16 protein-coding genes are annotated in these 13,494 nt (G+C 44.9%); 15 read left to right on the forward strand and 1 reads right to left on the reverse strand.

The window, feature by feature from the left end; all coding sequences use genetic code 11:
• The first annotated feature begins 201 nt into the window (after positions 1 to 201).
• Positions 202 to 375 (forward strand): hypothetical protein, encoded by a 174-nt coding sequence (locus AACR11_RS23385; protein ID WP_017189381.1) that lies wholly within the window; start codon positions 202 to 204, stop codon positions 373 to 375.
• Between the two features lie 151 nt (positions 376 to 526).
• Entirely contained in the window at positions 527 to 1,471 is a 945-nt protein-coding gene (rluC, locus tag AACR11_RS23390) for a 23S rRNA pseudouridine(955/2504/2580) synthase RluC (protein WP_029790452.1), read from the forward strand.
• Between the two features lie 619 nt (positions 1,472 to 2,090).
• On the opposite strand, the gene AACR11_RS23395 is transcribed toward rluC, so the two are convergent.
• Complete coding sequence (locus AACR11_RS23395; RefSeq protein WP_005444793.1) at positions 2,091 to 2,672, reverse strand: Maf family protein; 582 nt, start codon at positions 2,670 to 2,672, stop codon at positions 2,091 to 2,093.
• Between the two features lie 149 nt (positions 2,673 to 2,821).
• Between AACR11_RS23395 and yceD the strand changes: the two genes are divergently transcribed.
• The 13 genes from yceD (at position 2,822) to AACR11_RS23460 (ending at position 13,466) form a co-directional block, all read left to right on the forward strand.
• Positions 2,822 to 3,346 (forward strand): 23S rRNA accumulation protein YceD, encoded by a 525-nt coding sequence (gene yceD / locus AACR11_RS23400; RefSeq protein WP_005444794.1) that lies wholly within the window; start codon positions 2,822 to 2,824, stop codon positions 3,344 to 3,346.
• A 59-nt stretch (positions 3,347 to 3,405) separates the two neighbouring features.
• Complete coding sequence (rpmF, locus tag AACR11_RS23405; RefSeq protein ID WP_005396978.1) at positions 3,406 to 3,576, forward strand: 50S ribosomal protein L32; 171 nt, start codon at positions 3,406 to 3,408, stop codon at positions 3,574 to 3,576.
• Positions 3,577 to 3,586: 10 nt separating this feature from the next.
• Positions 3,587 to 4,612 carry a phosphate acyltransferase PlsX gene (plsX, locus tag AACR11_RS23410; RefSeq protein ID WP_005444797.1) on the forward strand — a complete coding sequence of 342 codons (1,026 nt, stop codon included), beginning with the start codon at positions 3,587 to 3,589 and terminating at the stop codon, positions 4,610 to 4,612.
• Positions 4,613 to 4,617: 5 nt separating this feature from the next.
• The gene (locus tag AACR11_RS23415) at positions 4,618 to 5,568 is read left to right on the forward strand and encodes a beta-ketoacyl-ACP synthase III (protein WP_005444799.1); all 951 of its coding nucleotides are present in this window, start codon (positions 4,618 to 4,620) and stop codon (positions 5,566 to 5,568) included.
• 75 nt (positions 5,569 to 5,643) lie between these two features.
• Positions 5,644 to 6,567: an ACP S-malonyltransferase gene (gene fabD, locus AACR11_RS23420; RefSeq protein WP_005444801.1), complete on the forward strand. Its 924-nt coding sequence runs from the start codon at positions 5,644 to 5,646 to the stop codon at positions 6,565 to 6,567.
• A 34-nt stretch (positions 6,568 to 6,601) separates the two neighbouring features.
• On the forward strand, positions 6,602 to 7,336 hold the full coding sequence (gene fabG / locus AACR11_RS23425) for a 3-oxoacyl-ACP reductase FabG (protein ID WP_005444803.1): 735 nt from the start codon (positions 6,602 to 6,604) through the stop codon (positions 7,334 to 7,336).
• Between the two features lie 245 nt (positions 7,337 to 7,581).
• Complete coding sequence (gene acpP, locus AACR11_RS23430) at positions 7,582 to 7,815, forward strand: acyl carrier protein (RefSeq protein WP_004406112.1); 234 nt, start codon at positions 7,582 to 7,584, stop codon at positions 7,813 to 7,815.
• Between the two features lie 93 nt (positions 7,816 to 7,908).
• Positions 7,909 to 9,156 carry a beta-ketoacyl-ACP synthase II gene (gene fabF / locus AACR11_RS23435; protein ID WP_005444811.1) on the forward strand — a complete coding sequence of 416 codons (1,248 nt, stop codon included), beginning with the start codon at positions 7,909 to 7,911 and terminating at the stop codon, positions 9,154 to 9,156.
• Between the two features lie 107 nt (positions 9,157 to 9,263).
• Positions 9,264 to 10,079, forward strand: a complete 816-nt coding sequence (gene pabC / locus AACR11_RS23440) for an aminodeoxychorismate lyase (protein ID WP_005444813.1) — start codon at positions 9,264 to 9,266, stop codon at positions 10,077 to 10,079.
• Positions 10,076 to 11,092 (forward strand): endolytic transglycosylase MltG, encoded by a 1,017-nt coding sequence (gene mltG, locus AACR11_RS23445; protein WP_009698487.1) that lies wholly within the window; start codon positions 10,076 to 10,078, stop codon positions 11,090 to 11,092. Before pabC ends, mltG begins: the two co-directional genes overlap by 4 nt.
• Positions 11,089 to 11,721 carry a dTMP kinase gene (tmk, locus tag AACR11_RS23450; protein WP_033001763.1) on the forward strand — a complete coding sequence of 211 codons (633 nt, stop codon included), beginning with the start codon at positions 11,089 to 11,091 and terminating at the stop codon, positions 11,719 to 11,721. Before mltG ends, tmk begins: the two co-directional genes overlap by 4 nt.
• A gap of 24 nt (positions 11,722 to 11,745) precedes the next feature.
• Entirely contained in the window at positions 11,746 to 12,708 is a 963-nt protein-coding gene (locus AACR11_RS23455) for a DNA polymerase III subunit delta' (protein WP_029790876.1), read from the forward strand.
• Positions 12,699 to 13,466: a TatD family hydrolase gene (locus AACR11_RS23460; RefSeq protein WP_029790878.1), complete on the forward strand. Its 768-nt coding sequence runs from the start codon at positions 12,699 to 12,701 to the stop codon at positions 13,464 to 13,466. Before AACR11_RS23455 ends, AACR11_RS23460 begins: the two co-directional genes overlap by 10 nt.
• Positions 13,467 to 13,494 lie beyond the last annotated feature (28 nt).

Below are 13,494 nucleotides of genomic sequence, written 5' to 3' on the forward strand. Positions count from 1 at the left end.
AAGGGGATGCTCTAGGGCACTTCAGTCATCACAAATTGCTTTGGGTTTCGTTGGAAACGTTAACTTGTGACCCGCTATTCGGGCGGTAGATACTCAACGTGAATATGCGAGGAGTAGAGTGACAAGTGTGTTGAACTCAACGTGTCTTACGCCAATGCTGCACCTGACGTTCAACAATCTACTCACATTGCTTGGGGATAAATGATTGGTAATGAACAAAATGTAACCAAACCTTCCTTAGCAGCTGTGAACTATAGCAGTGCAGGTGGATATCAGCAATCTGCTTTAGCGCAAACGATGGAAAATTTGGCGCTAAATTCAATTTTTGTAATTTATAACTGGCTGTTTCATAAGCACTTGAGTCTTGCAAACTGAGAAAGACACAAATCAAAACGAGAAGTTGATAAAGACTTTTAATAATCTAAACAAAAGCTTGGCGAGTTTTAGAACAATTTATGACAACGAGTGTTTCTTTTGCAGCAAGAATAATGTGAAGTCGCACAGATTTGGGTTTACAATACCGCGCATGAGCGAAATAAGAACAAAAGTCCAGTTCGTTGATATCGACGAAGATATGGCAGGTCAACGCATTGATAATTTTCTGCGTAACCAATTAAAAGATATCCCTAAGAGCATGATTTACCGAATCGTGCGTAAGGGAGAAGTGCGCGTTAACAAAAAGCGTATTAAAGCCGAGTACAAACTCAAGGCTGGCGATCTCGTACGTATTCCACCAGTAACGGTAGAGAAAAAAGAGGACGACGTTGCGCCAAGCACCAAGTTGAACAAAGTAGCAGAGCTAGAACATAGGATCATTTTTGAAGACGATCATATGCTGATTCTAAATAAGCCCTCTGGTACAGCTGTGCATGGTGGCAGTGGTCTTAAATTTGGTGCTATCGAGGCACTTCGTGCGTTACGTCCGCAAGCTCGCTTCCTTGAACTTGTTCATCGTATCGACCGCGATACTTCTGGTATTTTATTGGTGGCTAAGAAGCGTTCAGCATTGCGCCATCTGCAAGCGCAATTTCGCGAAAAGACCGTGAAGAAGTTCTACTTTGCCCTTGTGATGGGGGAGTGGAAAAGCAGCTGTAAGGTCGTGAATGCGCCGCTACTTAAAAACGAAGTGAATAGCATCGTGCGTGTGAACCCAAATGGGAAGCCGTCAGAAACTCGATTCAAGATTCTGGAAAAGTTTGACCAAGCAACGCTTATCCAAGCTAGCCCAATTACCGGTCGTACTCACCAAATTCGTGTGCATACTCAATACACGGGTCACCCAATTGCATGGGATGATCGCTACGGCGACCGTCGCTTCGATGCTTACACTGGGCAAGTGGGCTTAGACCGTTTGTTCCTTCATGCAGCGAACATCAAGTTCCAACACCCATCGAATGATGAGTGGATGGAAATCAATGCGCCGATGGAAGCGAGATTAGAGAAAGTACTCGCGGGTCTGCGTAAGAAGTAGAGGTGAGAGCGGGCTTCACCCTATGGGATAGCAAGACTGCTTCGCTTCGAAAGATGAGAAAAGAGATCCCCAACTCGCTCGTTCCTCACTCTTGAGGATGACGCGCTGCGACTTCTGAATCTAAGTGGGTAATTCTTATTTTTAGAGGAATGGGCTGACACAGCGTCTTTCCCGAGAGCGACGAAAGAGCATTGCCGGGAATCTCTATCTTAGATATAGAGTGATTAGTTTGACGCTGTGATTTTAATCTTCTCGCACTGGCATTTAAAAAAGGGTTGGCGCTTTCTCATGCCAACCCTTTAACGTTTATTAACTATCAATACCTATACCCAAGTGACTTCAAGATGCAGGATTCAGAGCGCTGTCATTGATTCGAGAGTAAGGAAAACAACGCAGTGTAATAGCTAGCTCTTTCCAAGTTGTTTGACGCAGCAATCGGGTCAATGACACGCTCCCAAAGGGCGAGCTGCCTTGGCTTGTATACTTTGTTGCCGATTCTTGATTTAGAATGACTAGATCTTTAAATCGCCGCCGCGTCTACAAACCAAGTCATTCTCGCTGAACCTAGCATCTCGAGGTTACTTGGGTATATTACACAATATCTTTTACATAGTACTTTTTACAAAACCTCAAACCCTTGCTTTTGTAGCATGTCGATCAAGTCAATGAGAGGCAGACCTACTAGCGTATTCGGATCTTTGCCGGCTAATTTGTTGAAAAGACAAATTCCCATTCCTTCGCTTTTAAAGCTGCCAGCGCAATAAAATGGTTCTTCTCTGTCGACGTATCGTTCAATCTGTTCAAGCGTCAAATCTCTAAAATGAACTTCGAAGGTGTCGAAGCCGACTTCAGTGTGATTCGTGGCAGTATTATGTACCGCAAGCCCAGTATAAAAAGTGATGGTTTTACCGCTTTGAGCCAATAATTGCTTGATGGCATTCTCTCGGTCTAATGGTTTGCCGACTATCTTGTCGTCAATAACACAAACTTGATCGCTCCCGATCACCAAGCTGTCTTGGTCGGTATCGCAAGACGTCGCTTTTCCAATCGCAAGCCTTTGCACCAAATCTAAAGGCGTTTCGTTGGGGAAGGGGGTCTCATCGCATTGCGGAGATAAACAAGTAAACGGTACTGATAGCTTTTCCAGCAGTTGTTTACGAAAAGGGGAAGTTGAGGCTAAAACCAGTTGGTAATTTTTCATTTTGAATTACAATTCACGCGAGCATTTCCAATAGGATAATCGATCAAAATTGATTCTGGCTAATGCTCTATATGTTAAGCGTAAAAAAGTACAACTTTTTTGCCTTTTTCTTTGACTAATTTTGATTTGGAAGATAATATTCGCGCCCTATGCAAAAGGTAAAAATACCGCGAACGGTTGATCCAGCAAAGTCCGCACAGAAACGATTAGATTACGATGGCATCATCCAAGCTAGTCTTTTCAAGCGCTTAGCGGAAACAACTGAAGGCGTAAAACGCGACGCAGAAGTCTCATTGTCATTTGATATTGATGAACAGCGACTTGTTGTTATCTCTGGTAAAGCTAACATCGAAGTTGATTTAGAGTGTCAGCGTTGTAATGAGGTATTCACACACATGTGTGAAGTTGAATTCCTTTACACTCCTTACTACGGTGAGAAGACGGAAGAGGAAGCACCAGAAATTTATGATTTGGTAGATCTAAATGAGTACGGTGAATTAGACCTTATACAACTGGTTGAAGACGAGTTCATCTTAACATTACCTCAAATCGCAATGCACGATGATGCGGATTGTAGCGTTGACTCAAATAACATGGTTTTTGGTGAAATTCCTGAAGAAATTGAGGAAGAAAAACCGAATCCATTCGATGTTTTGAAAAATCTGAAAAAGTAACTGGTGTGGTAGCCGCTTCTTCTTTAGGTTTTTAACCCAATAGTATAGGAGTAGGGTCAATGGCCGTACAGAAAAACCGTAAAACTCGTTCTAAGCGCGGTATGCGTCGTTCACACGATGCGCTAACTACAGCTGCACTATCTGTAGACGCGACTTCTGGTGAAACTCACCTACGCCACAACGTAACTGCTGAAGGTTACTACCGTGGTCAAAAGGTTATCAACAAGTAAGGTTGAACCTTTGCAAAGTATTACCGTTGCACTTGATGCAATGGGCGGGGATTTCGGTCCACGCGTAACAGTGCCTGCCGCCGTGCAGGCACTGTCTCATTTCCCAGAGCTAAAAGTGATTCTTATAGGTGATCAATCTCTGATCACGTCTCAATTATCTCAACTTGGTACCTCTACCAGTTCTCGTTTGAGTATTCTTCATAGCGAGAAAGTGATTTCTAATTCAGAAAAACCGTCTTTGGCCCTTCGCAATAGCCAAAATAGCTCTATGCGTATGGCGATTGATCTGGTTTCTGAAAATGAAGCTGATGCTTGTGTGAGTGGTGGTAACACCGGCGCATTGATGGCGCTGTCACGTTTTATTCTTAAGCTGCTTCCTGGTATTGAGCGTCCTGCTTTAGTTTCTGCGTTACCGACCATCAGTGGAAAACGCACCTGGATGCTAGATTTGGGAGCAAATGTGTCGTGTGATGCCGACAGTTTATTCCAGTTTGCCGTGATGGGCAGTGCATTAGCAGAAGAACACCTAGGTCGACCTCCTCGTGTTGCGGTGCTGAACATTGGCGCAGAAGAAATCAAAGGTAACGATTTAGTCAAACGCTGTGCTGAAATGCTTTCTCAAACCGACGCCATCAACTTTGTCGGTTATATTGAAGGTAATCAAATTTTGCATGACGTAGCCGATGTCATTGTTTGTGATGGCTTTGTCGGTAACGTATGCTTAAAAGCCAGCGAGGGAACAGCTCAACTCTTCATCGAAAAACTAAAAACCAGCATGATGGAATCGACGATTAAGGGTTGGATTGCTAGAAAGTTGTTTTCTCGGCTATTTAATGAACTAAAAACACTGAACCCCGACCAGTATAACGGCGCAAGTTTGCTAGGATTGCGCGGCATTGTCATAAAAAGCCATGGAAGTGCGGATGTATCTGCGATTGTCAATGCACTTGGCGAGGCAGTACACGAGGTCAAACGACAAGTACCAAGCCGTATTAGCGATCGTTTGGAAGCGGTTTTACTCGAGAGGCATTATTAGTCTTCATGTATAGCAAAATTTTAGGTACTGGCAGCTACCTGCCATCTCAGGTGCGTACTAACGCAGACCTAGAGAAAATGGTAGATACAAGTGACGAGTGGATCGTAGCTCGCACGGGTATTAAAGAGCGTCGAATTGCAGCAGAAGATGAAACTGTTGCGGACATGGCATTCTACGCAGCTGAAAACGCTATCGATATGGCCGGCATTGATAAAAATGATATCGACCTAATTATCGTTGCTACCACGAGCAGTAGCCATACTTTCCCTTCATCTGCGTGTCAGGTGCAGGCAAAGCTTGGCATTAAAGGTTGTCCTGCTTTCGACTTAGCCGCTGCTTGTTCAGGCTTTGTATACGCAATGTCTGTAGCTGACCAACACATTAAATCAGGTATGTGTAAAAACGTACTTGTGATTGGTGCTGACGCATTATCGAAAACGTGTGATCCGACTGACCGCTCAACTATCATCTTATTTGGTGATGCGGCAGGCGCGGTGGTAATTGGTGCGAGCGAAGAACCTGGCATCATTTCGACACACGTATATTCAGATGGTCAATTTGGTGATCTTCTGAGCCTTCCTGTACCTGAGCGTGGTAAAGATGCAGATAAATGGCTGCACATGGCGGGTAACGAAGTTTTCAAAGTGGCAGTAACTCAGCTTTCGAAGTTAGTGAAAGACACGCTTGAAGCAAACGATATGCACAAGTCTGAACTAGACTGGTTGGTTCCGCACCAAGCGAACTACCGCATTATTTCAGCGACAGCGAAAAAGCTTTCGATGTCACTAGACCAAGTCGTGATCACACTTGATAAACACGGCAACACATCAGCAGCAACCGTGCCAACAGCACTGGATGAGGCGGTACGTGATGGTCGTATTAAACGTGGTCAAACTCTACTTCTTGAAGCGTTTGGCGGCGGATTCACTTGGGGTTCTGCCCTGGTGAAATTCTAAGTTTCACAAGATTCAAAATTTAAGATGCGCTACGGCGCATCTTATTTCTTTTTACTTTGCTTAAAGGAAAACAACATGAGCAAGTTTGCTATCGTATTTCCAGGTCAAGGTTCTCAAGCAGTTGGTATGCTTGCTGATCTAGGCGAACAATATGACGTAGTAAAACAAACATTTGCAGAAGCATCTGACGCACTAGGTTACGACCTATGGGCGCTTGTTCAAAATGGACCTGCAGAAGATCTAAACCAAACTTTCCGTACTCAACCAGCTTTGCTAGCGTCATCTGTTGCTATCTGGCGTGTATGGCAAGAGCTTGGTCTTGAGCAACCAGCAAACCTAGCTGGCCACAGCCTAGGTGAGTACTCAGCGCTTGTGTGTGCTGGCGTGATTGACTTTAAAGAAGCAATCAAACTGGTTGAGCTACGTGGTCAACTGATGCAAGAAGCGGTACCTGCGGGTACAGGTGCAATGTACGCGATCATCGGTCTAGATGACGAAGCAATTGCAAAAGCTTGTGAAGAAGCAGCACAAGGTGAAGTCGTTTCTCCAGTAAACTTCAACTCACCTGGTCAAGTTGTTATCGCAGGTAGTAAAGACGCGGTAGAACGTGCTGGTGCACTATGTAAAGAAGCAGGTGCTAAGCGTGCACTTCCTCTTCCTGTTTCAGTGCCTTCACACTGCGCACTAATGAAACCTGCAGCAGAGAAACTAGCTGTCGCGCTAGAGTCTATCGAATTCAACGCACCACAACTTCCGGTTATCAACAACGTTGATGTGGCGGCTGAAACTGATCCTGCAAAAATCAAAGACGCACTTGTTCGTCAACTTCACAGCCCAGTTCGTTGGACTGAGAGCGTGCAGCTAATGAACGAACAAGGTGTAGAAAATCTTCTTGAGCTTGGTCCTGGCAAAGTTCTGACAGGTCTGACTAAACGTATCGTGAAAACACTAAGCGCAGCAGCAGTTAACGACGTAGCGTCGCTAGAAGCCGCTAAGTAATCTGCTCACGATAAGAAAAGGAAAACACAACATGATGAATCTAGAAGGTAAGATCGCTCTAGTGACAGGCGCAAGCCGTGGCATTGGTCGTGCGATTGCTGAACTTCTTGTTGAACGCGGTGCAACGGTAATCGGTACTGCGACTTCTGAAGGCGGCGCAGCGGCGATCAGCGAGTACCTAGGTGAAAACGGTAAAGGTCTAGCACTTAACGTAACTGACGTTGAGTCTATCGAAGCAACACTAAAAACCATCAATGATGAGTTTGGTGCAATCGATATTCTAGTAAACAACGCTGGTATCACGCGCGATAACTTGCTAATGCGTATGAAAGATGACGAGTGGAACGACATCATCAATACAAACCTAACGCCAATCTACCGCATGTCTAAAGCGGTTCTACGTGGCATGATGAAAAAACGCGCTGGTCGCATCATCAACGTAGGTTCTGTTGTTGGTACTATGGGTAACGCTGGTCAAACAAACTATGCAGCAGCAAAAGCGGGTGTGATTGGTTTCACTAAATCAATGGCTCGTGAAGTGGCTTCTCGTGGTGTAACAGTGAACACGGTTGCTCCAGGTTTCATCGAAACTGACATGACTAAGGCGCTAAATGACGACCAACGTGCAGCAACGTTGTCGAACGTGCCAGCAGGTCGTCTAGGTGACCCTCGTGAAATTGCATCAGCAGTTGTATTCCTTGCTTCACCTGAAGCGGCTTACATTACTGGTGAAACTTTGCATGTAAATGGTGGCATGTACATGGTTTAATGCACAGTTCGTGCAAAATAAGCTATTTTACTTTATGAAAAATAGCCTATAGTTGCTGTTAACTGTCATTAAGTTGTCATGCTCATGCGCAAGATTTGTGCATGATTTAAGTCAAAAATGTATTGAAATTCGGTTAAATTCGCTAATTTTGTGGTTTGACCAGCAAGGACCCCCTTGCAAACTTCAATAGTTCGAATAAACTACGGAATCATCGCATTAGGCGAAATCTGTAAAGGAAAAGAAAAATGAGCAACATCGAAGAACGCGTAAAGAAAATCATTGTTGAACAGCTAGGTGTAGACGAAGCAGAAGTTAAAAACGAAGCTTCTTTCGTTGACGATCTAGGTGCTGATTCTCTAGACACTGTAGAGCTAGTAATGGCTCTAGAAGAGGAATTCGACACTGAGATTCCTGATGAAGAAGCAGAGAAAATCACTACTGTTCAAGCTGCAATCGACTACGTAAACAGCGCTCAGTAATTATCTCTCCCAGGCGGTCTCCTAGACCGCCTGTGTTCTTTCTAACTTCTTCTATCCTCTCATAGAAACATTCAATTCCCGGAGAATTATATCGTGTCCAAGCGTCGTGTAGTTGTCACTGGCATGGGTATGTTGTCACCGGTAGGCAACACAGTAGAATCATCTTGGAAAGCCCTGCTAGAAGGTCAAAGCGGTATCGTAAACATCGAGCACTTCGATGCAACGAACTTCTCGACTCGTTTTGCTGGTCTTGTAAAAGATTTTGATTGCACAGAGTACATGTCTAAGAAAGATGCTCGTAAAATGGATTTGTTTATCCAGTACGGCATTGCTGCGGGTATCCAAGCATTGGATGACTCTGGCTTAGAAATTACCGAAGAAAACGCGGCTCGAGTTGGTGTAGCAATCGGCTCAGGCATTGGCGGTCTAGACCTAATCGAAGCAGGTCACTCAGCGCTAGTTGAGAAAGGTCCTCGCAAAGTTAGCCCATTTTTTGTTCCTTCGACCATCGTAAACATGGTTGCGGGTAACCTATCTATCATGCGTGGTCTTCGTGGTCCTAACATCGCGATCTCTACTGCATGTACTACAGGTCTTCACAACATCGGTCACGCGGCTCGTATGATTGCATACGGTGATGCGGAAGCTATGGTTGCTGGTGGTGCAGAAAAAGCATCTACGCCACTTGGTATGGCAGGCTTCGGCGCTGCAAAAGCACTATCGACTCGTAACGATGAACCGCAAAAAGCATCACGTCCTTGGGATAAAGGTCGTGACGGCTTCGTTCTAGGTGACGGTGCGGGCGTGATGGTTCTTGAAGAGTACGAACACGCAAAAGCGCGCGGTGCTAAGATCTACGCAGAGCTTGTTGGCTTCGGTATGTCTGGTGACGCTTACCACATGACTTCTCCAAGTGAAGATGGCTCTGGTGGCGCACTGGCAATGGAAGCGGCGATGCGTGACGCAAACATCACAGGTACTCAAGTTGGTTACGTGAACGCTCACGGTACATCAACACCAGCAGGTGATGTGGCTGAAATCAAGGGTGTGAAACGCGCACTTGGTGAAGAAGGCTCTAAGCAGGTTCTTGTCTCTTCTACTAAATCTATGACTGGTCACCTTTTAGGTGCAGCAGGCTCAGTAGAAGCAATCATCACGGTTCTTTCATTGGTAGATCAAATTGTTCCACCAACGATTAACCTAGATGATCCAGAAGAAGGTTTAGATATCGACCTTGTGCCGCATACTGCGCGCAAAGTTGATATGGAATACGCAATCTGTAACTCGTTCGGCTTCGGCGGTACTAACGGTTCGCTTGTATTCAAAAAAATCGCTGAGTAAAAGTCTCTAACACAGTTTTAGAGTAGCGATACTTGTATTCTAACGGCTCGATGCTTAGCATTGAGCCGTTTTGTTTTATTTGTCGATCAGAAAGTAAGGGGATCTGAATGTTCTGGGTAAATGGACTGCCACAAACACATGTTCCACTCGGTGACCGCTCTTTCCAATATGGTGATGGCTGTTTCTCTACCATCAAAACCAAGAAAGGGCAGTTGGAGCATTGGCAAGCGCATGTTGAACGTATGGAAGCATGCTTAACGACATTACAAATCCCTTTTCCTGATTGGCGTACGGTCTTGGATTGGGCGATGTCGGCAACTTTAAAAGATGAATCTGCCGGAATCAAAATTCATATTAGCCGCGGTTGTGGTGGTCGAGGGTATAGTCCTAGCGGTGTCGAAGGTCCGGTTGTCACTATCTCGAATTTTACATTCCCTGCTCACTACCTTGCTTGGCAAGAGCGTGGCGTGCAATTAGGTGTTTGTGAAACCCGACTTGGAATCCAGCCATTACTTGCCGGACATAAGCACAATAACCGTATAGAGCAGGTGCTCGCAAAGGCAGAAATTGATGGTACTGAATTTGCTGATGCTGTGACGTTAAATGTGCAAAATCATGTCATTGAAACTACAATGGCAAACCTTTTTTGGGTTAAAGATGAAAAGGTGTTCACACCCGGTTTGTGTTTATCCGGTGTGGCTGGCGTGATGCGCCGTAAGGTTTTGGAATATCTCCAAAGCGAAGGTTACTCAGTGCAGGTAGCCGATTTCACACTGACAGATTTGCTCGATGCAGATGAGGTGTGGATGTGTAATTCACTATTGGGTGTAGCACCGGTTTCCGGTATTTCAGCACCAGAGAACAAGATTGACTTTCCAATTGGGAAATTGACTCGACGACTTCAAGGGAATCTAAATACGTGATTAAAAAACTGTTTGCGTTTGTTGTACTGATTGCCGTTATTGGTGCAGCAAGTGTTTTTTACGTTGTTTCACAGACTAAGCAATACGTTAACTCGCCAATTCTTATTGAGCAGCCTCAGCTGTTTACCGTTGAAAATGGCACCAGCTTTCACCGAGTAATGCGTGACTTGGCGAAAGGTAACATCATCGAAGCTTCAGACTACACTCGTTTAATGCCTCATCTCTATCCGGAGCTTCTTCAGGTGCGAGCAGGCACTTACCAACTAGAACCTAACACCTCTCTATATGACGCGTTGGAACAACTAAACACAGGTAAAGAACATCAGTTTGCGATTACCTTTGTGGAAGGCAGTCGCTTTTCTGAGTGGGTTGAGCAGTTAAGTGCAGCGCCTTATGTTAAACATGATTTGACCGGATTATCGGAAAAGCAGATGGCTGAAAAGCTGGGGATAGAGCGCGAAAAGCTTGAAGGCTTATTCCTTGCCGAAACCTATCACTACACAGCTGGTACAAGTGAGAGTCAGATCTTAGAGCGTGCTCATAGTAAGCTGAACAAGATTTTGGATGCTCAGTGGGAAGAGCGCCAAGAGAAACTGCCACTAAAAGACAAATACGAAGCGCTGATTCTTGCTTCTATCATTGAAAAAGAGACGGCGATAGACTCGGAGCGTGAGCGTGTCGCATCTGTATTTGTGAATCGTCTTAATAAACGTATGCGTCTACAAACAGACCCTACAGTTATCTACGGTATGGGAGATGCCTATGATGGTAATATCCGCAAGAAAGATTTGCGTACTCCTACACCATACAACACATACACAATCAATGGTTTGCCACCAACGCCGATTGCCATGGCGGGTGAAGCTTCGATTGAAGCCGCGTTAAACCCTGAAAACAGTAACTATCTATATTTCGTAGCAAGTGGGAAGGGCGGACATGTATTTTCGAAATCCCTTGCTGAGCACAACCGTGCTGTACGTGCCTATTTAAGAGAACTAAGAAAGAACAAATGATGAAAGCAAACTTTATTGTCGTTGAGGGCCTAGAAGGCGCGGGTAAAAGTACTGCAATCAAAACGGTTTTGGATACGCTGAAAGCTGCAGGTATTGAAAATATCGTTAATACTCGTGAGCCCGGTGGAACCCCTCTCGCTGAAAAGATGCGTGCATTGGTTAAAGAAGAGCACGAAGGCGAAGATTTGAAAGATATGACGGAGCTGCTTTTACTCTACGCAGCTCGTGTCCAGCTAGTGGAAAATGTAATCAAGCCAGCACTTGCAAACAATCAATGGGTGGTGGGTGACCGCCATGACTTGTCTTCTCAAGCTTACCAAGGTGGTGGTCGTCAAATCGATGCGTCGCTGATGAAAAACTTACGCGACACTACGCTTGGTGAGTTCAAACCTGCTTTTACGTTGTACATGGATATCGATCCTCGTGTTGGTCTTGAGCGTGCTCGTGGTCGCGGTGAGCTAGATCGAATTGAGAAAATGGACATCAGCTTCTTTGAACGCACTCGTGAGCGTTACCTAGAGTTGGCTAATGCAGATGACTCTATCGTAGTTATCAATGCAGAGCAGTCGATTGACGAAGTGGCACATGATATCAGAGCTGCACTAAATGCATGGCTTGCAGCTCAGTAAGTTGAGGGTAGATTGAGGTGATTCATGTTAAATGACTTTCCATGGTTACAGCCCGTTTGGGATAACCTCAAAATCAGTTTGGATTCAGAGCGAGTTCCTGGAGCTTTGTTACTACAAAGTGAGAAAGGGTTGGCCGTTGAAAAACTGGTTGAACTCTTCAGCCACTCTCTTTTGTGCCAAAACTACACCAGTGAGGCGTGTGGTTTTTGCCACAGTTGTCAGCTAACTCAATCTAATAGTCATCCAGACTTACATTGGGTTAAGCCGGAAAAAGAAGGCAAATCAATTACGGTTGATCAGATCCGCGCTTGTAATCGTCTTGCTCATGAATCATCACAGCTAAATGGATATCGCGTGTTCATTATTGAACCTGCGGAAGCAATGAACGAGTCTGCGTCCAATGCGTTGTTGAAAACACTAGAAGAACCAGGGCAGAAGTGTTTGTTCTTGCTTGTTACACAGAACCATGAGCGATTACTGCCAACGATTCAAAGTCGCTGTCAGCAATGGGTCGTGGCTACGCCTTCAACAGAGCAAGCTATGAGCTGGATGAGTGAGCAAGGGGCTTCTCAAGTGCCCCCTTATGCGCTTAAGTTGAATATGGGTTCACCAATAAATACGCTGGAAGCAGCAAAAAGTGGTGAGCTGGATGAGTATCAAGCGTTTGAGCGCTGCTTGATTGAGACTTTGTCTTCGCCTTTGTCAGATGTGTTTCGGTGCGCGACGTTAATGGCTAAGAATCCAGACAAAGCGTTAGACTGGGCGTGGTATTTGTTGACCGATGCCCAGAAAGCGCAATTTGGTGTTACGGAAGTGGATCTGCTTCCTGGCGCCGCTCAGTTTCAGCCCGGTAGATATAACTGTCTGTATCAAGCGGCTCAAAAGCTGCTTGAATTGAAAGCTCAACGACAAACCTTTCCAGGCTTAAACCTTGAGCTACTATCTATGAATTGGTTAATTGAATCACGAGAGGCATTATGTTCGTAGATTCGCACTGTCATCTAGACAAATTGAATTACGATGACCTTCATATTAATGTTGAAGACGTTATCAACAAAGCTAAGCAAGCTAATGTTACTGAGTTATTGTCCGTTGGTGTGACTTTGGACTCTTTCCCTAAAATGCTCGAAATGATCACACCTTACAATAACGTTCACGCGTCTTGTGGTGTTCATCCTCTTGATGTTGAAAGTGCCTTTTCGATGGATATCTTACGAGAGTACGCGTCCCATGAAAAAGTTGTGGCGATCGGTGAAACGGGGCTGGATTACCATTACAAACCAGGGACCGCCGCACTGCAGAAAGAGCGTTTTGAGCAGCAAGTTGACCTAGCAGTAGAATTAAACAAACCACTGATTATTCATACTCGTAATGCACGTGAAGATACATTAGAAATTCTACGCAATGGCGGAGCCGAAAAATGTGGTGGCGTCATACACTGTTTTACTGAAGATCTGCCTTTTGCAGAAGCTGCACTCGATTTAGGGTTTTACATCTCAATTTCAGGTATTGTGACTTTCCGCCAAGCGACGGAATTGAAGGATGTTGTGAAAGCCCTACCTCTTGAAAAGTTGCTTATTGAGACGGATTCTCCGTATCTTGCCCCTGTTCCACATCGTGGAAAAGAGAACCAACCAGCCTATGTTGTCGAAGTTGCTGCCTATATTGCACAGCTGAAAGAGTGTGCCTTGTCTGAAGTTGGGCAAAAAACCAGCGAAAATTTCCGAAATCTTTTTTTGCGATGAAAAATCAATAGGCAGATTAAAAAAGGGG

It is taken from the genome of Vibrio sp. L85 (assembly GCF_963871815.1).
Taxonomy (GTDB): domain Bacteria; phylum Pseudomonadota; class Gammaproteobacteria; order Enterobacterales; family Vibrionaceae; genus Vibrio; species Vibrio harveyi.